22 protein-coding genes are annotated in these 21,397 nt (G+C 64.1%); 3 read left to right on the top strand and 19 right to left on the bottom strand.

Annotated elements, in window-relative coordinates; genetic code table 11:
* Positions 1-13: 13 nt before the first annotated feature.
* Genes HMPREF2617_RS06320 through hemL form a run of 8 tightly spaced genes read right to left on the bottom strand, consistent with a single transcriptional unit; the run spans position 14 to position 7,275 of the window.
* The gene (locus HMPREF2617_RS06320; RefSeq protein ID WP_070421722.1) at positions 14-262 is read right to left on the bottom strand and encodes a helix-turn-helix domain-containing protein; all 249 of its coding nucleotides are present in this window, start codon (positions 260-262) and stop codon (positions 14-16) included.
* Positions 259-1,257, bottom strand: coding sequence for a UDP-glucose 4-epimerase GalE (gene galE / locus HMPREF2617_RS06325; RefSeq protein ID WP_070840337.1), 999 nt, complete (start codon positions 1,255-1,257; stop codon positions 259-261). Before galE ends, HMPREF2617_RS06320 begins: the two co-directional genes overlap by 4 nt.
* Positions 1,257-2,267, bottom strand: a complete 1,011-nt coding sequence (gene ccsB / locus HMPREF2617_RS06330) for a c-type cytochrome biogenesis protein CcsB (RefSeq protein WP_070840338.1) — start codon at positions 2,265-2,267, stop codon at positions 1,257-1,259. Before ccsB ends, galE begins: the two co-directional genes overlap by 1 nt.
* Before the next feature lie 26 nt (positions 2,268-2,293).
* Complete coding sequence (locus HMPREF2617_RS06335; protein WP_070840339.1) at positions 2,294-3,955, bottom strand: cytochrome c biogenesis protein ResB; 1,662 nt, start codon at positions 3,953-3,955, stop codon at positions 2,294-2,296.
* A complete protein-coding gene (locus HMPREF2617_RS12180) occupies positions 3,956-4,729 on the bottom strand; it encodes a cytochrome c biogenesis CcdA family protein (protein WP_070449639.1) in 774 nt (257 codons plus the stop codon).
* Complete coding sequence (locus HMPREF2617_RS12185; protein WP_070815671.1) at positions 4,730-5,317, bottom strand: TlpA family protein disulfide reductase; 588 nt, start codon at positions 5,315-5,317, stop codon at positions 4,730-4,732. It abuts the gene before it with no gap.
* Between the two features lie 9 nt (positions 5,318-5,326).
* A complete protein-coding gene (locus HMPREF2617_RS06350) occupies positions 5,327-5,956 on the bottom strand; it encodes a histidine phosphatase family protein (RefSeq protein WP_246821709.1) in 630 nt (209 codons plus the stop codon).
* Positions 5,953-7,275: a glutamate-1-semialdehyde 2,1-aminomutase gene (gene hemL, locus HMPREF2617_RS06355; protein WP_070840340.1), complete on the bottom strand. Its 1,323-nt coding sequence runs from the start codon at positions 7,273-7,275 to the stop codon at positions 5,953-5,955. Before hemL ends, HMPREF2617_RS06350 begins: the two co-directional genes overlap by 4 nt.
* 20 nt (positions 7,276-7,295) lie before the next feature.
* Here hemL and HMPREF2617_RS06360 point away from each other — a divergent pair, with 20 nt between their 5' ends.
* Positions 7,296-8,132: an NAD(P)-dependent oxidoreductase gene (locus HMPREF2617_RS06360; protein WP_070840341.1), complete on the top strand. Its 837-nt coding sequence runs from the start codon at positions 7,296-7,298 to the stop codon at positions 8,130-8,132.
* A gap of 211 nt (positions 8,133-8,343) precedes the next feature.
* On the opposite strand, the gene HMPREF2617_RS06365 is transcribed toward HMPREF2617_RS06360, so the two are convergent.
* Complete coding sequence (locus tag HMPREF2617_RS06365; RefSeq protein WP_070840342.1) at positions 8,344-9,162, bottom strand: DedA family protein; 819 nt, start codon at positions 9,160-9,162, stop codon at positions 8,344-8,346.
* 100 nt (positions 9,163-9,262) lie between these two features.
* Between HMPREF2617_RS06365 and HMPREF2617_RS06370 the strand changes: the two genes are divergently transcribed.
* Together HMPREF2617_RS06370 and HMPREF2617_RS06375 are read left to right on the top strand one after the other, a co-directional pair.
* Entirely contained in the window at positions 9,263-9,577 is a 315-nt protein-coding gene (locus HMPREF2617_RS06370; protein WP_141763023.1) for a FitA-like ribbon-helix-helix domain-containing protein, read from the top strand.
* Entirely contained in the window at positions 9,574-9,996 is a 423-nt protein-coding gene (locus HMPREF2617_RS06375) for a type II toxin-antitoxin system VapC family toxin (RefSeq protein ID WP_070421713.1), read from the top strand. The genes HMPREF2617_RS06370 and HMPREF2617_RS06375 overlap by 4 nt, the downstream gene beginning before the upstream one ends.
* On the opposite strand, the gene HMPREF2617_RS06380 is transcribed toward HMPREF2617_RS06375, so the two are convergent.
* From HMPREF2617_RS06380 to HMPREF2617_RS06425, 10 genes are all read right to left on the bottom strand, one after another.
* Positions 9,993-11,393: a protoporphyrinogen oxidase gene (locus HMPREF2617_RS06380; RefSeq protein ID WP_070840343.1), complete on the bottom strand. Its 1,401-nt coding sequence runs from the start codon at positions 11,391-11,393 to the stop codon at positions 9,993-9,995. The two genes, HMPREF2617_RS06375 and HMPREF2617_RS06380, sit on opposite strands and share 4 nt — an antisense overlap.
* Entirely contained in the window at positions 11,393-12,442 is a 1,050-nt protein-coding gene (gene hemE, locus HMPREF2617_RS06385) for a uroporphyrinogen decarboxylase (protein WP_070840344.1), read from the bottom strand. Before hemE ends, HMPREF2617_RS06380 begins: the two co-directional genes overlap by 1 nt.
* Before the next feature lie 26 nt (positions 12,443-12,468).
* On the bottom strand, positions 12,469-14,994 hold the full coding sequence (locus tag HMPREF2617_RS06390) for a heavy metal translocating P-type ATPase (protein WP_070840345.1): 2,526 nt from the start codon (positions 14,992-14,994) through the stop codon (positions 12,469-12,471).
* Positions 14,995-15,516, bottom strand: a complete 522-nt coding sequence (locus tag HMPREF2617_RS06395; RefSeq protein ID WP_070449659.1) for a hypothetical protein — start codon at positions 15,514-15,516, stop codon at positions 14,995-14,997. It lies immediately after the preceding gene.
* A gap of 7 nt (positions 15,517-15,523) precedes the next feature.
* A complete protein-coding gene (locus HMPREF2617_RS06400) occupies positions 15,524-16,138 on the bottom strand; it encodes a hypothetical protein (protein ID WP_070482068.1) in 615 nt (204 codons plus the stop codon).
* Complete coding sequence (gene hemB, locus HMPREF2617_RS06405) at positions 16,131-17,132, bottom strand: porphobilinogen synthase (RefSeq protein WP_371325692.1); 1,002 nt, start codon at positions 17,130-17,132, stop codon at positions 16,131-16,133. Before hemB ends, HMPREF2617_RS06400 begins: the two co-directional genes overlap by 8 nt.
* 42 nt (positions 17,133-17,174) lie before the next feature.
* Positions 17,175-18,875 (bottom strand): bifunctional uroporphyrinogen-III C-methyltransferase/uroporphyrinogen-III synthase, encoded by a 1,701-nt coding sequence (locus HMPREF2617_RS06410; protein WP_070569741.1) that lies wholly within the window; start codon positions 18,873-18,875, stop codon positions 17,175-17,177.
* 132 nt (positions 18,876-19,007) lie between these two features.
* The gene (gene hemC, locus HMPREF2617_RS06415; protein ID WP_070569743.1) at positions 19,008-19,889 is read right to left on the bottom strand and encodes a hydroxymethylbilane synthase; all 882 of its coding nucleotides are present in this window, start codon (positions 19,887-19,889) and stop codon (positions 19,008-19,010) included.
* A complete protein-coding gene (locus HMPREF2617_RS06420; RefSeq protein ID WP_083291877.1) occupies positions 19,890-21,215 on the bottom strand; it encodes a glutamyl-tRNA reductase in 1,326 nt (441 codons plus the stop codon).
* A gap of 45 nt (positions 21,216-21,260) precedes the next feature.
* Positions 21,261-21,397: glutaredoxin family protein (locus tag HMPREF2617_RS06425; protein WP_210400832.1), on the bottom strand; the 137-nt coding region annotated here is incomplete at its 5' end.

Here is a 21,397-nt window from a genome sequence, read left to right on the forward strand (position 1 = left end):
CCGGCAGAAAGTGTCAGTCCGACTCCGCCAGGACAACCTTCAGGCCCAGGGTGTGGGCCACCGAGATGACCTTCTCCCACCGAACGCCGGCGCCGCCGTGCTCGATGGTGTGCAGGGTGGAGCGGGACACGCCGGCGGCGTCGGCGACGTCCTGCTGCAAACGCCCCGAAGCGCGACGCCGGGAGGCGATTTGCTCGCCGAGGGCGATAAGCACCGGATCGTCACTGGCGGGTTTACCCTGCTTGTTGCGGGGTTTGGTCATCGGTTGGCCTCGTGTTCCAGAACGGCGGGGAGTTTCTCAGACCAGGCCAGGGAGTCGCGCACCCCGTCGGCGATGGAGCGTTCGGGGATCCAGCCCAACACGTCGTGGGCTTTGTCGGTGCGGGTAGCGCAGCCGACTACGTCGCCGGGGCGGGCCGGGCCGGTGGCCACGGACAGTGGGGTGCCGGTGGCCTCACCGAAGGCCTCGGCGAGTTCGAAGACGGTGGTGCCCTGGCCGGTGCCGAGGTTGATGACGTCGTAGCCGGTGGAGATGTCGTCGAAACGCTGCAGGCAGGCGACGTGGGCGCGGGCGAGGTCCCAAACGTGGATGTAGTCGCGCAGGCCGGAGCCGTCGCGGGTCGGCCAATCAACGCCGGTGACGGTGAAGGTCTCGCCGGCGCGGTAGGCGGAGATCATCTTGCCCAACGCATGGGACGGGACCGGGTTCTGCAGGCCTGTGCGCAGGGCCGGGTCGGCGCCGATGGGGTTGAAGTAGCGCAGGGCGATGGCGTTGAGGTGGCCGGTGGCGGTGTCGTCGCGAAGCACTCGCTCCAACAACCACTTCGACGCGGAGTAGGGGCTTTGCGGGTCGACAGGGCTGGTTTCGTCGACCATGTAGTCGGGGCCCGGCTCGTACATGGACGCGGTGGACGACAGGATGAAGCGGCGCACGCCGAAACGCTCCATGACGGACAGCAGCGTGATGGATTTGGCCACGTTGTTGTCGTAGTACAACAGGGGGCGCTCGACGGACTCGGGGACGACGATCTTGGCGGCGCAGTGGATCACCGCGAAGATATCGGGATGGTCCGTGAACACGCGCTCGAGCAAGGCGACATCAGCGACGTCGCCCTCGTAGCAGTCGAAGCGTTCGCCGAAGGTGCGCAGGCCGGTGGAGAAGTCGTCCAGAATTACCGGCGTGATGCCGGCATCATCGCAGCAGGACGCAATTGTGGACCCGATGTAACCGGCACCGCCGGTGATCAGCACCTTCACTAGTTCAGCCCTGCGTAGGAGTGCAGACCCGCGATCACGGTGTTGACGTAGGTCATGTTAAAGATTGTCATCGCCATGGCGAACACATTAATCCACGCCGCTGCGGTGGACTTCCAGCCGGCGGTAGCGCGGGCGTGGAGGTAGGCGGCATAGAGGATCCAGGTGATCATGGACACGGTTTCCTTCGCGTCCCAACCCCAGAAGCGACCCCAGGCTACCTCGGCCCAGATGGCGCCGAAGACGATGCCGATGCCGAACAGCGGCAGGGTGACCACGGCGGTCTTGTAGGCGATTTGGTCGAGCGTCTTCGCGGACGGCAGCGGGCGCGCAATGGCGCCGAAGAAGCCGTGCTCCCCGCCGCGGGGCTGCCACATGCGCAGCAGGTACAGCAGGGCGAACGCGCCGGAGACCAGGCCGATGGATGCGCCGATCGCCGCGGAGGACACGTGGACCGGCAGCCAGTAGGACTGCAGCGCCGGCACCACCGGGGCGGCCTGCATGTGGAACACCGTGGAGTTGAGGAACATCGCGATGACCATTGGGAACAGCAGCCACGGCCAGATGGTGTGCCAGCCCTTGCGCTGCACCACCACGGCGGCAACGACCATGATCACGGCGGTCATGAACAGGATGTATTCGTACAGGTTGCCCAGCGGGAAACGCTTCGCGCCGAGGCCACGGGTGATAAACGCCACCACGTGCAGCGCCACGCCCACCCAGACCAGCGCCTGGGTCATGCCGGCCCACTTGCGGGCGCTGGCCACCTTGGCGGTGTATTCCGAGTCGTCGAGCGCCGATTGCGTATCGACGACATCCGGCCCGCCAGCTCCCACCAACACCTTCTTCTCTGCCTTTTCGGCCTTCTCCGCCAGGGCTTCGCGGCGGACGTCGATGACTGCCGTGACGCGTCCGTAGTAGATGAAGGACATGATCAGCGCCACGATGTAGATGATGAATGCGGTGCGGAATGTCAGGTCGGACAGCTCCGCCATGGTGGTGTTGACAAGCATAGGTCTTAACCTACTCCACCGGGCACCTATTTTCCAAGGTCATAGGGGTCAAATTCTTCTTCGTCTTCGCGACGTTCGAGGTGTGAATCGTCGCTAAGAAGCTCTGCTGCGAGCTCGTCGAACTCGCGTCCCCACCCCGCGCGGTCTGTGCGGGCGAGGCCGGCGATCTCCACGACGGTGTGGCCCGGCGTGTCGGACGGGTGCAGGCGGACCCAGATGCGGCGGCGTTTAATCGCCAGCGAGCCGGCGAGTGCGAGCAGCATGACGGTGGAGGCGATCAGCGCCCAGATCTGGGTGGTGTCGCGCGAGATTTGGTAGTTGGCGTATTCGGCGGCGCCGTCGAAACGCACCTTCACCTCGCCGCCGTCGGTGTCCACGGTGGCTTCGGAGCCCGGGGTCAGCTGGACGCGGGTGACTTTCTGCAGCAGGCCTTCGGCGACGAGCGCCTGGTCGAGCGTGAAGATGTTCTGCGGGCGGCCGGTATCCAGGCCGGCGTCACCGACGTAGACGTCGACGGAAATCGCCGGGTCATCCATCGTGGGGAAGGCGGACTGCAACTGGTCGCCGTTCGGGCCGGTCCAGTTGGCGGTGGGCGCGAAGTTGCCCTCGATGGCGATCTGGTTCTTGCGGCGCTCCCCCAAATCCGGGTACATGCCGGCCGGTGGATCGAAACGCATCACGCCAGACGACAGGAACGTGGTCACGTCCGTGGGGCGGAACTGCACCATCTGGGTACGGGTCTCCCCGTTCGGCCAGGTGATGGTGATCTGCGGGGCGAAGCCGTGGCCTTGCAGGTAGATGCGGTCGCCGTTGATGCGCAGCGGGCCGTTGACGGTCAGAGTGGCGCGATCCCATTCGTCCTGCGGCGCGTTGAGGTCGTCGGTGTAGGTCACGTCCGAGGAGAACTCGTTGGCTTGGCCGTTGTTGAGGTATTTCGCCTTGAAGTCTTGTGATTCGAAGCAGAAGGGGGTCAGGCCGGTGCCGTCGAAAAATGGCCCGGCGCGGAACACGTCGAAGTTGGCGGGCGAGGTGTTACAGAACACGCGCGACTGTTCGACGGGGATGGCGTTTTCGTGCTCGGAATTGGTGATCACGATGGTCTGGCCCTCGTAAAACACCATGCGGCCTGCGGCGAAGGCGACGATCATGCCGACGATGCCGATGTGGAAAATCAGGTTCATCAACTCACGCGTGTAGCCGCGTTCCGCCGAGATGGAGAACACGCCCGCGCGGTCTTCGTCGGGTTGGTATTCGGCGACGTGCCAGCGCTTGAGCTTGTCGCGCACTTGCTTTGCGACGACCCCCTCGTCCCCCTCAACCACACCCTCCGTATGCATTGGCATGCGGGACAGGTAGCGCGGAGCGCGGGTCGGCTTGGCGTTGTAGGCCCGCCAGTGGTCCATGGAGCGCGGGATGATGCAGCCGATCAGGGAGATGACCAGCAACAGCACGATGGCAACAAACCAGGTGGAGTTGAAGACGTCGAAGAGCTGCAGGCGGTCGTAGATGGGCCCCATGGTGGGGTTGGCGCGCAGGTAGTCGTCGACAAGCGTTGCGCTGACTTGGCGCTGCGGCAGCAGAGCACCCGGCACGGACGCGAGCGCGAGGATGAACAGCAGCATGAGTGCGGTGCGCATGCTGGTGAGCCAGTGCCACGCCTTGCGCAGCCAGGTTTGTGCCGTCTTCATTTAGATGATCGTCCTTCCGAAACCGTCGACGAGTTGGCGCGACCAGCCGATGAACGCGTCCCATGCGCCGGTGAGCAGCATAAGCCCGACGAGGATCATGGCGATGCCGCCTGCGATCTGGATGGCGCGCGAATGCTTGCTTAGAAAGTCGATGGAGCGCACAGCTTTCGACGACCCCAACGCCACCAGCAGAAATGGCAGGCCTAGGCCGATGCAATACGCGACGACAAGCAGCACGCCGCGGGCTGCGGTAAGCCCCTGGGTGCCAACCGACACCGAGATGATCGACGCCAACGTCGGCCCCAAACACGGCGTCCACCCCAGCGCGAACACACCGCCGAGCAGCGGCGCGCCAAGGATCGTGGTCCACTTTTTGGGCTGCATGCGGGTGTCGTTTTGCAGCGCCGGCACCGCACCCATGAACACCAGGCCCATGAGGATGGTGACCACCCCGCCGATGCGGGTGAGCGTCTGGGCGTTGAGCGCGATCGCGCTGGCCGCGCCGAACACCGTGACCGTGGCCAGCAGGAACACAACCGTGAACCCGGCGACGAACAACGTAGCCGCACCGGCGACCGCCCAGTGTTTGCGGGCCACGCGCGGGCCTTTGTCGTCCATGGTCATCTCGCCGCCGACCACGCCGGTCAGATACGAGATGTAGCCCGGCACCAGCGGGATCACGCACGGGGATGCGAACGACACCAACCCGGCCAGCGCGGCAGCAAGCAGGCCGAACAGCAGCGGGCCGTCGGTGACGATGTCGGCAAGGCCCACCTAAGCCTCCCCGGCGAGACGGTCGACGACCTCGATCAAGTCATCCGCAGTCACCCCGCGTAGGAACACCGCGGCCGGACGGTGTTGCTTGTCCAGCACGATCGTGGTCGGGATCACCGAGGACGGCACGCCACCGAGCGAGGCGGCGGTCTTAAACGGCGGGTCGTAGATGGACGGGTAGGTCACGCCGTTGTCTTTGACGAAGTCCCGGGCAATCTCCGCATTGGAGTCGCGCACGTTGATGCCCAGCACGGTGCCCTGCCCGTTGGCCTGCAGGTGCTGCTGGATCTCCTCGAGGTCATCCACCTCCGCACGGCACGGCGCGCACCACTGGCCCCAGGCGTTGAGCACCACGATCTGGTTCTCAAAATCCGACAGTGCGATCGTCTGGTCTGGCTCCATGAGGGACTCGCCCTCAAAACCGGCAAGGGGCTTGCGCTCCGCCTCGTCGTAGGTGATCTCCGTCTGGCCACCCGGGGAGTGGAACGAGAAGGTTCCGCCCTGGTCCGCCGACGAGCTTGAGCAGGCCGAAAGCGCCAGCGCCGCCGCGCAGCACGCAGTGGCGATAAGCTTCCGCTTCTTCGTCATGGTGTTTACCTAGATCTCCTGGGCTGGGGTGTTGTAGGCCCAGTCAACAACACGGCCACCTTCAAACACAAGTGACGTCACGCTGGCCAGGTCGCACTGGCGGCTCATGTGTGCGAGCGGCTTGCCCTGCACCTGGCGCTGCACCATGACAATTGGCAGCTGGTGGCTGACCATGACCGCCTCGTGGCCGTCGGCGATGTCGCGGGCGTCGATCACGGCGTCCCACATGCGCTCCAGGATGGCGTCGTAGGGCTCGCCCCAGCTCGGTTTGAACGGGTTGGTCATGTGGCGCCAGCGGATCGGGTTGGCCAACTGGGTGCGCCAGCCCTTGGTGCGCAGGCCCTCGAAGGTGTTGCCGGCCTCGAGGATATCCTCGCGCGTCTGGATCTCGCAGCCAGTCACCTCCGCGATCGGTTGCGCCGTTTCTTGCGCGCGCTCGAGCGGGCTCGCCGCCAGGTACGTCACGTCGCGGCCCTCGAAGAACTTCGAGGTGACCAGCGCCATGGACTTGCCTCGCGACGACAAGTGGTAGCCCGGCATCCGCCCGTAGAGGATCTTCTTCGGGTTGTAGACCTCCCCGTGGCGTACCAGGTGCACAATCGTCCGGGACTGCCCGCCCGGGTTCAACGCGTCGCTCACTCCGGCGCCACCGCCTGGGCGGCTGCCTTCGCCGCGGCACCGAGGGCGTCCTCGATGCGGCCGAAGTCCTCGTCGGTCAGCGCGGTGGAGACGAACCAGGTCTCGAACGCGCTCGGTGGTGCGTACACGCCTGCGTCCAGCAGGGCGTGGAAGAACGGTGCGTAACGGAACGTGTCCGCAGCCTGCATATCGGCGAAGTTGTGGCCCTCGCCCTCAGCGAAACGCACGGACAGCATGGTCGCGGCGCGCTGGATGTGGTGGGCGACGCCTTCGCGGGTGAGGGCGTCGCTAAGAAGCTGCGCAAGCGTATCGGCGTTGCGGTTCAGCGTCGGGTAAATGTCCTCGTTGGCCAGGCGCAGCGACGCCAGGCCGGACGCCATGGCCACCGGGTTACCGGACAGGGTGCCTGCCTGGTAGACAGGGCCGTTCGGCGCGAGCTTCTCCATAATGTCGCGGCGGCCACCAAACGCAGCTGCCGGCAGGCCGCCGGAGATGACCTTGCCAAAGGTAGTCAGGTCGCCCGCGACGTTGTCCACGCCGTACCAGCCGGAGTAGGAGGTGCGGAAGCCGGTCATCACTTCGTCGATAATGAGCAGCGCGCCGTTGAGGTGTGCGACCTCCTTGAGCTTCGCGTTGAAGTCGTTCTGCGGCGCGACAGTGCCCATGTTGCCCGCGGCGGCCTCGGTGATGATCGCGGCGATCTGGCCCTCGTTCTCACGGAAGGCGCGCTCGACGGCCTCGATGTCGTTGTACGGCACGACGATGGTGTCCGCCGCCTGCGCACCGGTCACACCCGGCGAGTCCGGCAGGGAGAACGTTGCAATGCCGGAGCCCGCAGACGCCAGCAGTGCATCGACGTGGCCGTGGTAGCAGCCCTCAAACTTCAGAATCTTCGGGCGACCGGTAAAGCCGCGGGCGAGGCGCACTGCGGACATGGTGGCCTCGGTGCCGGAGTTGACCATGCGCACCTCGTCCACGGACGTGCGGGAGACGATGTGCTCGGCGATCTCGATCTCAGCCTCCGTCGGCGCACCGAAGCTCAGGCCGTTAACCAGGGCCTTCTCTACCGCCTCGATGATCTCCGGGTGGGCATTGCCGTGCACCATCGGGCCCCAGGAGCAGACGAGGTCGACGTACTTGTTGCCGTCGACGTCGATAAGTTGCGAGCCATGCGCACTCTGGATGAAGCGAGTCTGGCCGCCAACCGAGCCAAACCCGCGCACAGGCGAGTTCACCCCGCCCGGTGTGAAACGTTGCGCGCGCTCGAACAATTCGGCCGAACGCTGCGTATTGCCTGAAGTCGGGTTCTGGGAAGTCATGGTTGTCTATCGTAGGCCATATGAAAATTGCGTTTTTAGGCCTTGGCCGTATGGGAACTGAGCTCGCGCTCAAACTTGTCGACGACCACTCGCTGACCGTGTGGAACCGCACCGCCGAAAAGACCACTCCCCTGGTCGAACGTGGCGCGCGTGCCGCCGACACGCCGGAGGAGGCCGTCAAGGGCGCGGATCTTGTCATTACGTCGTTGTTCGGCCCGGACACTGTCCGCGAGGTCGTCATCGAACCTGCCCTCATCCCCGAGGGCGTGACCTGGGCAGACTCCACCACCATCTCCCCGGAGGACGCCGCCGAGTTCGCCGCCGCCGTCCCCGGCTACGTCCACACCCCGGTAGTCGGCTCCCTGCCGCCCGCCCGCGCAGGCAAGTTGGGCGTCTACGTCGGCGGAGCCGATGCTTCTCGACGATCCACCGTCGCCGACGTCGTCGCCCCCTGGGCCGCCGCCAACCCGGAACGTCTGAAGGTTGTCGACACCGCCCCAGCCGCCGCCACCGGCAAGCTCTTGGCCAACCTGGCCCTGGCCGTCACCATCCAGGGCTTCAAGGAGGCGTTGGCTTTGGGCGAGTCGCAGGGTCTCGCGCCGGAGCAGGTCGTGGACATGCTCGGCTCCACCGGCCTGGAGTTCATCGTGAACATGAAGAGCCCATTCCTGTTGGGTGAGCGCTCCACCTCGCCTGGCGACTTCACCGCCGACGCCATCGCCAAGGACGCCCGCCTCATGCTGGCCACCGCCGACAAGGACCTGCCGGCCGTCGCCGCAACGCTTGCCTCCCTGGAGGAACAGCAGGAGGCCGGCCGCGGCGACGAGGACTTCTCCACCGTCGTGGTCAACCGGTAGGGGGTTCACCTGCCCTCCGTCGCCCCGCCTCTGTCCTTGCTCCGCCCCTCGCCCCTGCCCTTTAAGTGAAGAAAGTTCCCGCTCAGGGAACTTTCTTCACCCCGACGGGCAAGAAGATTCACTTTCCCCAGGGAAGACGGCAACCAGAACGAAAATAGTTCCACGCCCCAACCGGGAGCGTGGAACTATTTTGCGTTGGCGACCATTTTCGCTACTTGCCTGCCTCGAGCTCGTTGCCCACGGCCTCGACGGCGCGCCCTTTCTTCTTCGACTGGTTGCGGAAGATACCGAAAAACACCACGACCAACAGCGCAATTGCAACCCAGTTGGCCACCTTGGCGTACTGGTCCAGGACCTCCACGACCGGCTCACCGATCCACCAGCCCAGTCCAAGGTAGAGGAACGACCAGAGGGTTTTGGAGATGAAGTTCAGCACCATGAACTTCCACAACGGCATACCCGAGATGCCCATGAACACGAACACCACAAATGCGATCGGCAACGGAATGGGCACGTACGCCAGGAAGATACCGATCCAGCCGAGCTTGATCGCCCACCCTTCCACGCGCGCGATGTTCTTCGCCGCGCGTTTCGAGTTCGCCGCCTGCACGTCCAGGATGCCGCGACCCCAGAGTTTGCCGGCCCACCAGTAGATCCAGTCGAACTTGATATTCACCAAGGACCCGATGAGCAGGTAGATCAGCCAGTGGGGCGCCTCCCCCACCGCGGCGAGCGCACCGGTGGAGGCGGCGCCGACGCGCGAGCCGGTCAGTGCCAGCAGGACCGGTGGGTGCAGCCCGAGCAGCCATGCACGCAGCGGGATCATCGCCAGGCCGAAGATACCGACGAAGCCAAACCAGGCAAGGCACCAGTAGTCGGCTTTGGTGGGTTTGCCGTTCCAGGGCAGGCCTTCTTCTTCCCACCATTCCTTCTCGGCGGGTTCGGTGGGTGCCGCGGCATCAGCAGCGCCGGCAGCTTCGGCGGCTTCGGCAAATTCGGCGGCATCGCGCTCGTTGGCGTGTTCTTCCATAGGTGATCAACCTAGCGGAGAACCCGCATTTGACCCTAGCCACGCATCGCCCATCGGTGCTAGCATTTTGACAGCACAATTTGGATCGCAAGGAGGCAGCATGGGCGCTATCCAAAAAAGCAAAGCGACGCGCATCACGCGTCGGGCTGAGACCATAGCCGCTGAAAAGCCAGAGAAGACCGTCACGTTGACTATCCGTGGCGTCGACGAGAGAGTACGCCACAAGATCAAACTTCAGGCCAGTATGAATGGACGGTCTATGGAGGCAGAGGTACGTCATATTCTGGAAGAAGCAGTCCGACCTGTAAAGGCTGGCTTGGAGCTTTTCGAGCTCTCCCAAGAGGTGGGAGGTATGGATGACCTCGCCGGTGTTATGGATGAAGCGGTCACCGCCCGTCGCGGTGGTCAGTCATGATCATCCTTGATACGAACGTTGTTTCAGAGCTTTGCCGGAAGGCTCCGCACGAAAACGTCAAACGATGGGCAGCCACCACAGACCCGAAGCAGTGCATTACTTCCATTACAGTCGGCGAGATTGTCCGAGGCGTTCGGAGTTTGCCGTCAGGTGCCCGACGGAACGAAATTCAGCACGTTGTCTTCTGGCAATTGTCTAATTTCGAGCAGCGCAACGGTGTCCTTGCTTTTGATACAGACGCTGCCTGGGCATTCGGCGAAATCGTCGTGGAGCGAAAAAGGATGGGGCGCCCGATCCATGACGCCGATGCGATGATCGCCGCGATTTGTCGCGCCCACGATGCCCCGCTTGCCACCCGCAACCTCAAGGATTTTGAGGGCACGGGTGTGGAGGTCATCGACCCCTGGGAGGATGCCTAAAGCAGTTGCTTGGCGACGACGCGCGCGTCCGCCACTACCGCCGGCACCCCCACGCCGCTCGCCCAGGCGCCGGTGACGGAGATGCCGTCCACCTTGTCGATGATGTTTCGGACGTTGGCCACGGTGGCGAGGTGGTGTTCGTCGAAACGCGGCAAGCCGCCGAACCAGCGCTGGACGAAGATTTCCTCCAGGCCGGCCTCGCGGCCGTCGAATCCAGTGATGGTTTTCAGGTCGTCGAGTGCCCAGTCCACCAGGTCGTCTTCGGTGGCGGTCAGGGCGATGTTGTCGCCGAAGCGGCCGAAGCTTGCGCGCACGATGGCGCCGCCACGTTCGGCGAGGTGCGGCCATTTACGCGAGGAGAAGGTGAACGCCTTGGCCTTCACGTCGTCGGCACCGGTGGCAACGAGCACGCCCGAGTTCTGCGGCAGGCCCTCGTCGGTGGCAAACCGCATGCCGACGACTGCCGAGTTGGCCAACTTCACCGACTGCAGCTCCTGCGCTGCCTCCGGCGCGACCTCCTTGAGCAGCAGCGCGGCGGTCGGTGCGGGTACGGCGAGGATGACGTGGTCGTAGACGGTGTCCTCGCCACCCTTGAGGCGGAAACCGTTGCCTTCGCGGCTGATCTGTGAAATGAACGCGTCGATGTAGATGTCGGCCCCGGACTGTTCGGCAAGGGCTTCGTAGAGTTCGTGGTAGCCGTCGCGGAACGTGTTAAAGACGGCCCCCTGGCCGGTGGGCAGCTCCGCGCGAGAGCGCTCCAGGTTGGCTACGGCGGTGGACAGGTGCACCTTCCCGTCGCCGGCTTCAGCGAGGCGGTCGAGCTCTTCTGCCAGTTGCGGGATGGTGGCGCGAACGCCCAGGTCATCGGCGGTACAGGAGTAGACCCCACCAAGCAGAGACGACAGGATGACGTCGACGACTTCGTCGCCGTAGCGCTCGCGCACAAGTTTGCCGACGTTCATGTCGCCGTCGGTGTCCCAGGTGAAACCTTCGCGGTTAGCTTCGTCGTCGATACGCGCTGCGGTTTCGGCGCTGACCAAGTGCGCAACCGTTTCGGAGGTAGACGGGATGCCCATCACGCCGCCGGTAGGCAGACCGCGGGCCTCGCCATTGGACCAGATCAGGGAGCGCAACCCGGACGGCTCGACGAGCGAATCACCAAGACCCAACTCGGTGAAGAACTCGACGGCATCCTTGCGGCGTGCGAGGAATGCCTCGGCGCCCATATCGGTCGGGCCGGCTTCGAACGCGACGGTGTAGAGCTTGCCGCCGATGCGGTCAGTGGCTTCGTAAACGTCGACTTTCGCCTCGTCCGTGTCCTCGTTCGAGCTGAGTTTACGAAGCTCGAACGCTGCGGTCAGACCGGCAAGGCCTGCGCCGATAATGGCGATGTTCATTAAATCTCCTCGTGGATGATGCGCACTGCCTCAGTGATGGCGTCCGCATCGGTGGTCGGCAGTACGCCGTGGCCCAGGTTGAAGATGTGTCCGGTGGCGTCGCCAGCTTCGACTGCCCGGGCGGCCTCACCCTTGATGCGGGTAATCTCCTCGCGCACCACGTCGGTGCCGGCGAACAGCAACGCCGGATCCAGGTTGCCCTGCAGCACGCGCGGGGAGGCGAAACGCTTCGCGGCGGTGTCCAGCGGCACGCGCCAGTCCACACCCATCACCTCGCTGCCTGCCTCAGACATGACGCCGAGCAGCTCGCCGGTGGCCACACCGAAGTGGATGCGCGGGATCTCTCCCGCCACTGAATCCAGGATTTCAACCGAGTACGGCAGGACAAACTCGCGGTAGTCGGCTTCGGTGAGGAAGCCCGCCCAGGAGTCGAAGAGTTGCATCGCGTCGATGCCCGCCTCGACCTGCGTGCGGAGGAACTCGGTGATCGTCGGCACGAGGCGGCGCATGAGCGCGTGCCACGTTTCCGGATCGCCGTGCATCATCGCCTTGGTCTTCTCGTGGTTCTTGCTCGGCCCGCCTTCGATGAGGTAGCTGGCCAGAGTGAACGGCGCGCCTACGAAGCCGATGAGGGCCTGGGTGTCGCTCAGTTCGTCGAGAATAATGCGGATCCCCTCGGCGACTTCCTCCACGGTGTGGTCCAGGATCGGCAGGTTGTCTACGTCCGCACGGGAGCGAATCGGAGCGTCCAGCACCGGGCCCGTTCCCGGCACGATCTCCACCCCAACACCCGCTGCCTTCAGTGGCACCACAATGTCAGAGAACAAGATCGCCGCGTCCATGTCGTGGCGGCGCACCGGCTGCAGCGTGATCTCCGCGAGCAGTTCCGGCATGAAGCACGAATCCAGCATTGCAATGCCTTCTCGCACCTTGCGGTACTCCGGCAAGGAACGGCCGGCTTGGCGCATGAACCACACCGGGGTGCGGGACGGAGTGCGGCCGTAGGCGGCCTCAAGGAACGGAGCGTTAACAAGGTCGCGTCTAGTCATAGTGCCTTAGCCTACCTGCGAAAAGCCTAGATCTTGAACCGGCGTGCCCGGCGCGACTTCGCCTCGATGAACAGGGAGCTGCCCAGCATGAGCAGTGTCGCACCGACGGGCGGTAGGGCTCCGGCGGCGGCGAGGACGACTGCGGTGGCGTTGTACGCAACGGCGAAGGCGAGGTTGCTGTTGGCGATGCGTTTAACGCGTTGGGCGTGCTCGATGAGTTGGGGCACGGACATGACGTCTTCGCGGATGAGGACGACTTCGGCGTCGTCGCTCCAGCGTGGCTCTTTGGTGCCGGCGAGGTCGTCTTCGGCGAACAGGATGCCGGAGTCGGCGACGCGCAGGGTGGGCAGGACGGAGGCGTCGCCAACCATGGCAACGTTGGAACCTTGTGTGTGCAGTGCACGCACAGCATGGGGTTTGTCCAGTCCGTGAATGCCGGCAAGCACTTGAGAGATGCCGAGGAAGTCAGCGAACCGGCGCGCCACCGGGTAGGTGTCGCGGGTGAGCATGACGGTTTCCACACCCATGGATTCCAGGCGGTCGATGGCCTGGATGGCGTCGTCTTTAGCGGGGTCGTACAGCGTGATCACGCCGCGGTCACGTCCACCCCACCGCACGACGACGGGTGTGCCGCCAGTCGTGGCGGCGACGGAGAGTTTGCCGTGGAGTTGCGACAGGTTCGTCGGGCGCCACAGCGATGCCGCAAACGTTTCGGAGCGTGCGTTTTCACCAGTGCCCCACGTTGCGGTAATTGGTCCACCGAACTCGCCGTCGGGTGAGAAGGTGTCACCGTTGGCTTCGATCCAGTCTGGGATGCGTGGGTCGCCGGAGCGGGCGTCGCGTGCTCCTCGTGCTGCTTTCACAATCGCTTTGGAGGCCGGGTGGTCCGAGTCGGCAGACAGGACGCCGGCGATGCGCAGCACCAGTTCAGTGCTTTCGCCACGTACTGCGGTGACGGTTTCCACATGCATTTCCGGTTTGACCAGGGTGCCCACACGGTTGAAGACGACCATGTCGGTGTCGGCCAGGGTGCGAAGCGCGTTGCCGTCGCGCACAAGCATGCCGTGGCGCACGGCGGAGTCGAGGCCTTGGCGCATGGCGAGTGCAGGTGAGATGGCCAAACTCACGGGTGCGACGACGACCAGGATGGCCAGCGACGTCGCAGCGGCCGTGTTGATGTTGCCGTTAAACAGCAGCCAGAGTCCGAAGTTGAGCACCGCGATGACATAGGCGGTTGGGATCAGCAGGCCCGCGGAGCGAGTCGAGACCATGGTGGCTGCGTTTTGGTGACGTGAGGCGTCGTCAAGCCAGCGCTGCACCGCCGCAAGCAGTGTGGTGTGGCCGACGCGCGCGGCGCGGACTTTGATCTCGCCCGAGGCGAGCACCGAGCCGGCGGTGACAATCGAGCCGACTTTGAGGACTTCGTCGCGGTGCGTATCGACGAGCTCCCCACCAATCCGGCCGGAACCACCAACCACTTCCCCATCGACTGGGATGATGTGGCCTGCGGTGAGCGTGACGTCGTCGCCACGCCTGATCTCTGTTGCAGGCAACTCTTCGGGGCTGGGTGTGCCGCGTTTGTCGCGGTGATCCACGTTGTAGACGTCCTCGGCGCCGGGCCTGCGGGATTCGAGTTCCTCGCGCAGATCGGTGCGCACCTGCATGGAGAAGTACCTGCCGAATAGCAGCAGCGTGGTCACGGTGCAGGACACTTCGAAATACAGCTCGGGGCTGTCTGACATGCGCAGTGGCATCCAGCTGCCGGTGGTGGTGTAGCCGATGTCGCCGACGCTGGTAAACAGCAGCATGGCAAACGACCACACATAGGAGGCCAGGATGGCGATCGAACTCGCACCGTCTAGCGCCGAAATACCGCGACGCACGCCGCCTGCCATGGCGCGGTGGAACGGGGATGCGCACCACAGCGCCACCGGGGTGGCCAGCGCGAAGCACACCCACTGCCAGCCCGGGAAGTCCAGCGACGGGATGTAGGTGAGTAGCAGCACCGGGATGGTCAGCAGCACCGCCACCACAAGGCGCGTCGGTGTGACTAGGTCGCGGGCGGTAAACAGCACGTCGCCTTCACGGCGGGAGCGGCGCGACACCGGACGCACAAACCCTTGCGCACGGGCGATCAGGTTTGCCTCTTCGTTGCGACGATGCTTCGCCCGGCGCGGCATCGGGTGTTCCTGCCAGTAGCGGCCGTGTGCGCGACGCTGCAGGGTCGAGTCGGTCACGGTTGCGGTGACGCCAAAGCGTTCGATGGTGTCGGTGAGCTCCACAAGCGGCGTACTTGCCGGTGCGGTGACCCACGCCATCTTCGTCGGGTACACCAAGCGCGCCGACACACCTGGCAGCGCCTCAAGTGCTTCGGCGATGTCGGTCAGTTGGGGCCCGTCCTCAATGCCCTCCAGCTCGAAGGCGTAGGAGGCGTTGGGGCGGACAAGTTCCCCGTCCAGATCCCACGTCGCAGTGCCTGGGTCAATGCCTGCTTGGCGTGCGGCGTGGCGGGCTTCCTCGATGCAATTGTCTAGGTGTTCGTGGTTGCTCACTTACGCAACTCCCCTCCACAGGTCGCCACTTCGCGTATCGACGAACACATTCGCCGCCGGCCGGAACATCCCAAACAGGGCTGCGACAAGCAGGACAACCACCACGATGGAGGCCCAGCCAGCCACGCCGATGAAGAAGCCGGCAACGTTGAGGAACACAGTTGCCCCAATGCCTGCGGCTGCAATCCTTCGCGCAGTCTTCGACCCTTTATGGAAGTAGGCCGCACTCATCGACAGCAGGATGGCCAAGGCGATGTTGCCCCACGCCAAGATGCGCAGATTGAACCGGAAACGTTCGATCAATGCTTCGTCGGCACCTTCGATCATCCAGGTATCCGGCAGCCGGCCAGGCACGCCCTTGACCAGGGTCATCAGCCCGATGACGATCATCAACACCGCACTGGCAACCACCAGGTAGTAGGCGGTACGTAGCGGTCGGGGCCACTGCTCAGTGGCCTCGCCGCTGTACCTACGGTTCTTGTCATTCGGGTCGGAGACCATCGTGGGGAACATGCCTGCCATTGGGGACCTACTGTTCCTTCTCTGTCTTGGCTGCGTCTTTCTTCGACGCATCCTTCTTGGGCGCTACCCAGTTCACGGCGTCTTTGTCCGTGGAGTAGATGATGCCCAGAATGCCGGCCACACCCAGAATGATTTGGACGACACCGTCGATGCCGTAGAACACCACCGGTATGGCGGTGGAGGCGGGCTGCATCATGAACAGCGTGATCATGCGGAGGGCGAAGAACACCCCGAAGATCTGCAGCAGCCGGTACGCGTTGCCAGCCTGGGAGCTTTTGTTCCGCACGGCGCGCAGCGCGAACACGAACAACAGCAGCACACCCAACTGGATGAGTGTCATGAGGATCAGGGATCCGTAGACGCCCATGTTGATTAGGCCGTCCGAGATTTCCTCGCCACGCTGCTTAGCTTGTTGCTTGGCGGCGTCCCGCAGCGCGGACGGGTCGACGAACGCGAATACGACGGAGAGAATCTGGTGGATTAACTCGCCTGCGATCATCACTGCCCAGCACCGCAGCATCAACTGCACGGCCTCCGGCGGGCCGCCCGGCGTCTTCTTGTCCACGGCGCTGGCGTCGACGTGGCTGGGACTCTTCGGGTTGAGTGGCGGGAGGCTAACCATTGAGCTGCTTTGCTGCTTCGATGGCGTAGTAGGTCAGAATCTGGTCCGCACCAGCGCGTTTAATGGATACCAGCGACTCCATCATGGTCTCTTCGAAGTCGATCCAACCGTTCACGCCTGCTGCCTTGAGCATCGCGTACTCGCCGGATACCTGGTAGGCCGCCACCGGCACTGGCGACATTTCTGCCACCTTGGCCAGCACGTCCAGGTACGGCAAGGCCGGCTTGACCATGACAATGTCTGCGCCTTCGGCGATGTCCAGTTCGGTCTCCAAAAGGGATTCGCGCACGTTTGCGGGATCCTGTTGGTAGGTGCGGCGATCGCCCTTCAGCGACGAGCCGACAGCATCGCGGAACGGACCAAAGAACTTGGAGGCATACTTCGCGGAGTACGCCATGATGATGACGTCCTCAAAGCCCTCGCGGTCGAGTGCCTTACGGATCTCGCCGATCTGGCCGTCCATCATGCCGGACGGGCTGACCATGTGCGCGCCAGCGCGCGCCTGGGACAGGGCGAGGTCGCAGTAGATTTCAACCGTCTTGTCGTTGTCCACGATCTCGTTGCCGTGTGCATCGGTACGCAGCACACCACAGTGGCCGTGATCGGTGAACTCATCAAGGCACGTATCGGAAATGATGACCAGGTCGTCGCCGAATTCGTCGCGAAGCGCCTTGATCCCGCGGTTCAAAATGCCATCTTCCGCGACACCGATGGAGCCTGTGGCGTCCTTATCCGCTTCAAGCGGCACACCAAACAGGTCGATCGCCCGCACACCAGCCTCAAGCGCCTCGTGGCAAATTGCCTTCAGGGAATCCTCGGTGTGCTGGTACACCCCCGGCATGGAGGCAATCTCGCGCGGCGCATCAAGGCCGTCTGCGATAAACAGCGGGAGGATGAAGTCGGCCGGGTGCAGCCTCGTCTCCGCCGTCAGGGTGCGCAATGCGGGGTTCTGCCGCAAGCGCCGTGGTCGTCGGGTGAGCTCAAAATCTGCCATGCGCCACATCTTAGAACGTCACCCGACACGACCCCAGCCGTGCTAGTTGCTCGCTGCCGACTTCCGGCGCTTCTTGCGCGGAGGCGGCAACTGCCCAGCCGCACGCAGACCAGCAACGTGCTCTGCCAAGGCGTCAATGAGCGACGGGATATCGGCGACCTCCGGGACGACGTCCACACGCAAGCCCTGCTCACGGGCTTCCGCCTCCGTCACCGGGCCAATGCAGGCGATGATGGTGCGCGCGTGCGGCTTGCCGGCAATACCCACAAGGTTCTTCACCGTCGACGGGGAGGTGAAGCACACGGCGTCGAACCCGCCGGTCTTGATCATGTCGCGCGTCTCCGGTGGTGGCGGAGCAGCACGCACGGTGCGGTAGGCGACAACGTCGTCGACCTCCCACCCCTTGGCCTCCAGGCCATCGACCAGGACGTCGGAGCCCAGGTCCGCGCGCGGCAGCAGCACACGGCCAACCGGGTCGATATCCTCGACATACTCCGGGAAGATCTCCGCCAGACCAGCAGCGTTCTGCTTTGTACGGTGCGGGATCAGCTCCGGGTACATGCCACGGGCACGCAGCGCATCAGCGGTCTTCTGCCCCACTGCGCCCAGGTGCACGCCGGCAAACGAGCGGGCGTCCAGACCAAGCTCCTCGAACTTGTCCCACACCGCATCAACGGCATTAACAGAGGTAAACAGCACCCAGCGGTAGCGTCCCTCCACAATGCCCTTGATCGCGCGGTCCATCTGTGCCGGGTTGCGCGGCGGCTCGAGCGAAATCGTCGGCACCGACTGCGGGATCGCACCGTACTGCGTCAGGCGGGCGTTCATCGGGCCAGCCTGCTCCTTCGCACGCGGCACAAGCACTCGCCAGCCATACAACGGCCGGTTTTCCCACCAGGAGTACTTCGAGCGGTCGTCCGCAACAGTGCCAAGCGTAACGACGAGCGCACCCGACAGATCCGCATCCAACTTGCCCACCGTCTGCAACGTGGCATCAAACGTGCGCTGCAGACGCGTCGTTCCGTTCGTCGTAATCGTCACCGGAGTGGCGCCTTGGAAACCGCGCTCCATAAGCGCTTCTGCCATCTCTGCGAGGTGCTCCTGGGTGGCCTGGAACACCAACGGTTGCGGCGCAGACGCCAACTGATCCCAGTCCACCGGACCGTTGGTCAGGTCAGCCTCGGTGTAGGTCGAACCCAACGCAATGCCAGCGAAGGACGGCACCGTCGACGGCAAGGACATGCCCGGCACCACGTGGAACTCCAGGCCAGCGTCTGCAACGGCGGAGATCTCCTCCATCACAGCATCACGGGTCAGCGGGTTGCCGGCGACCAGACGGATCACGTCACCATCGCCTGCCTCGCCGTCCTCGATGGACTTCGCTGCCGCGTCGAGCGCCTCGCGCAGCTTCGGCACAATGCCCTCACCTGCCAGGTCGCACTCCTGGAGCTCCGCCGCCGTCGGATCTTCCGGCTTCGGCGGCTTACGGCGCGCACCCGCCGCCTTCGCGTCGGCGCACATCTGCTCGTAGACGGCTTTCGCCTCGTCGAGCTTGGCCTGTGGCACTGGCAATGCTGAGCCAACGAAGTTTCTGACCCCCGCCGACACTTCCGGATCGACGAGTGCGATAGCGTTAGCTTCCATCACCTCGCGGGCACGGACCGTGAGCAGTTCAGGGTTGCCCGGTCCGGCACCCACGAAGATCACCTTCCCCGGCTGGGGGGTGTGAGAGGGCAATGTCATAGAGGAATCTCTTCTAGGCACAAATAACATCCCCCACGCAGACGGATCCGCTTAAGCGACCCGTTGCGCGGAGGGGCGTGAACGTATGGTATTTACACCATAAAAGGGATATGCCCCAGAACAAAACCACCGCTACTTCATAACGTCAGCGGCACCGCGTTCAAGCAACGCCTCAGCAGCGCGTCGACCGATCTCCTCCGGGTCCGTACCCTGGACATCTTCCACGAGCGAACGGGACCCATCCAGCGCAAACACACCGGCACGCAGCTCGATGCCGTTCTCCGTCGCACGCGCGGTTGCCGCCACCGGCGCGGTGCAGCCGGCCTCGAGTACGGCAAGTACGGTGCGCTCGGCGCGGGCCTCGACGGTTGCGGTGTCGTCGATAAGTTTCGCGATTGCTTCGCGGCCAGCCGCATCGTCGACACGGCACTCGACCGCAAGTGCACCCTGGGCGGGCGCTGGGATGAACTCGTGCGGGTCGAAGATCTGGGTCGTCCGGTCGCCGTAGCCACCGCGCACCAAGCCTGCGTACGCAAGCATGATCGCGTCCAACTCTCCAGATTCGACGTAGCCCATGCGGCGCTCAATGTTGCCACGCAACGGACGAATGTCCAGGTCCGGACGCATCGCGCGCAGCTGGGAAATACGACGAGGTGCCGACGTGCCCACGCGGGCACCTTCCGGCAGCTCCGCCAGCGTCAGCCCATCGCGGGCGATGAGCGCCTCGCGGTTGTCCTCACGCTTGGGCACGATGAGATAGGAACGCGACTCGTACGCCGTGGGCAAGTCCTTAAACGAGTGGACGGCAACGTCCACCTCGCCATTAAACAGCGCGTCGCGCAGCGCGGAAGTGAACACACCGACGCCAATTCGCTCCACCGGCGCCTGCGACAGGTCGCCCGGGGTGACCACGATCTTCAACTCAGCCGGGTGGCCAACCGCGCCAAGGTCGTCGCGGACATGGCCCGCCTGTGTCGTCGCCAAGTGCGAACCACGAGTACCAATCTTCAACATTTACTTCTCCTTACCGCGCAGTTCCTCAGGCAGCGGGAGACGCTGCGCCTCCACCGACACCGCCGGCTGATCCAGCCCGAACAGTTCGGTCACTACCTCTTCCACACTCACTGTCTCCTGCGCCGCCGCAAGTTCCTTAATCTTCACCGTCGGCGCGTGCAGCAGCTTGTCCACGACCCTACGGACCGTGCGCTCAACCTGCTCAAAATCTTCCTCAGACATATCCGGAAGCCGGGTGCGAAGTTTCTGCAGCTCCTGGCCAGAGATCTCCGCAGCGTTTCTGCGAAGCCTCGTCACCGCCGGGGCCACCCCACGCACCCGCTGCTCGGAGGAAAACAGTTTCACTTCCTCGTCGATAATCGCCTCTGCCTCACGCAGCGCGCGCGAATCCTCGTTGGTCGTGTTACGCATCTGCTCGTGCAGATACTCGATGTTGACCAGGTGCACGCCGTCGATGTCAGTGACCGCGTCGTCGATATCGCGCGGCAACGACAGGTCCGCCAGCATCACCGGACCCGCAATGTCCTCCGGCGTAATGGTGAAGCCGTCAGCCGCCGTCGCGGACACCACAATGTCCACCCCACCCATCGCGTGCGAGCGGTCTTCAAAATCCACAACCTCCGCCGGCACGCCCGCCTCGCGGGAATGTCCAGCAAGGCGCTCGGCGCGGTCGCGCGTGCGGTTGGCAATCACCAACCCGTCAATGCCGCGCTTGCCCAGGTGCGTCGCCGCCAGCGAACTCATCGCGCCAGCCCCCAACACCAGAGCTTTCTTCCCCTTGAAGTCTTCAATCCCCATCAGCCCCATCGCCTCATCCAAGGCGGCGGTAACCATGGACGCGCCCGAGTCGTCGATAGTGGTCTCAGTGTGCACACGCTTGCCGGTATGCAGCGCCATCTGCGCCAACGAATGCAGATTCGGCCCCACCGTGCCACGCTCCGCCGCATCCACATACGCCGTACGCACCTGGCCGATGATCTGCTGCTCCCCCACAACCATCGAATCCAACCCCGACGCCACAGTAAACATGTGCTCCGCAGCAGCATCCGCGTACCGCACGTACAGGTAGCGACGCAGCTCCTCGATGCCCACCCCAGACACCTTCGTCAGCACCGTCAACACGTCCTCCACACCAGCGTGGAACGCGTTGGCCACCGCATACACCTCGAGACGGTTGCAGGTGGAGATAATCATCGCCTCGGACAACGAAGGCCGCTCAACAAGAGCCGCGGACGTCCCCTCCTGCAGCTCCGTATCCATGCTGAGACGTTCTAGTAGGGACACAGGTGCAGACCTATGCGACATCCCCACGACAAGAACACTCACAAAACCCTCCAGTCCGCGTTGGAAATCAAACTAAAGGATAGCCCCTTACGCGAGGAGCGCCGCCTCAAGGTCTGCGTTGTCCACTTCCCAGCAGGCAAGCTCCTCGCCGTCAATGACGACAACCGGCACGCGATCGCCGTATTGGGCGGCGTTGTCGGGGTCCAGGTCGACGTCGACAAGCA

Origin of the sequence: Corynebacterium sp. HMSC070H05 (genome assembly GCF_001837615.1) — a bacterium.
GTDB lineage: Bacteria > Actinomycetota > Actinomycetes > Mycobacteriales > Mycobacteriaceae > Corynebacterium > Corynebacterium coyleae.

Coding starts and splice junctions, on each gene's coding strand:
- HMPREF2617_RS06320 (WP_070421722.1), bottom strand. CDS start 262: ATGACCAAACCCCGCAACAAGCAGGGTAAACCCGCCAGTGACGATCCG.
- ccsB (WP_070840338.1), bottom strand. CDS start 2,267: ATGCTTGTCAACACCACCATGGCGGAGCTGTCCGACCTGACATTCCGC.
- HMPREF2617_RS06335 (WP_070840339.1), bottom strand. CDS start 3,955: ATGAAGACGGCACAAACCTGGCTGCGCAAGGCGTGGCACTGGCTCACC.
- HMPREF2617_RS12185 (WP_070815671.1), bottom strand. CDS start 5,317: ATGACGAAGAAGCGGAAGCTTATCGCCACTGCGTGCTGCGCGGCGGCG.
- hemL (WP_070840340.1), bottom strand. CDS start 7,275: ATGACTTCCCAGAACCCGACTTCAGGCAATACGCAGCGTTCGGCCGAA.
- HMPREF2617_RS06360 (WP_070840341.1), top strand. CDS start 7,296: ATGAAAATTGCGTTTTTAGGCCTTGGCCGTATGGGAACTGAGCTCGCG.
- HMPREF2617_RS06365 (WP_070840342.1), bottom strand. CDS start 9,162: ATGGAAGAACACGCCAACGAGCGCGATGCCGCCGAATTTGCCGAAGCC.
- HMPREF2617_RS06370 (WP_141763023.1), top strand. CDS start 9,263: ATGGGCGCTATCCAAAAAAGCAAAGCGACGCGCATCACGCGTCGGGCT.
- HMPREF2617_RS06375 (WP_070421713.1), top strand. CDS start 9,574: ATGATCATCCTTGATACGAACGTTGTTTCAGAGCTTTGCCGGAAGGCT.
- HMPREF2617_RS06380 (WP_070840343.1), bottom strand. CDS start 11,393: ATGAACATCGCCATTATCGGCGCAGGCCTTGCCGGTCTGACCGCAGCG.
- hemE (WP_070840344.1), bottom strand. CDS start 12,442: ATGACTAGACGCGACCTTGTTAACGCTCCGTTCCTTGAGGCCGCCTAC.
- HMPREF2617_RS06395 (WP_070449659.1), bottom strand. CDS start 15,516: ATGGCAGGCATGTTCCCCACGATGGTCTCCGACCCGAATGACAAGAAC.
- HMPREF2617_RS06400 (WP_070482068.1), bottom strand. CDS start 16,138: ATGGTTAGCCTCCCGCCACTCAACCCGAAGAGTCCCAGCCACGTCGAC.
- hemB (WP_371325692.1), bottom strand. CDS start 17,132: ATGGCAGATTTTGAGCTCACCCGACGACCACGGCGCTTGCGGCAGAAC.
- HMPREF2617_RS06410 (WP_070569741.1), bottom strand. CDS start 18,875: ATGACATTGCCCTCTCACACCCCCCAGCCGGGGAAGGTGATCTTCGTG.
- hemC (WP_070569743.1), bottom strand. CDS start 19,889: ATGTTGAAGATTGGTACTCGTGGTTCGCACTTGGCGACGACACAGGCG.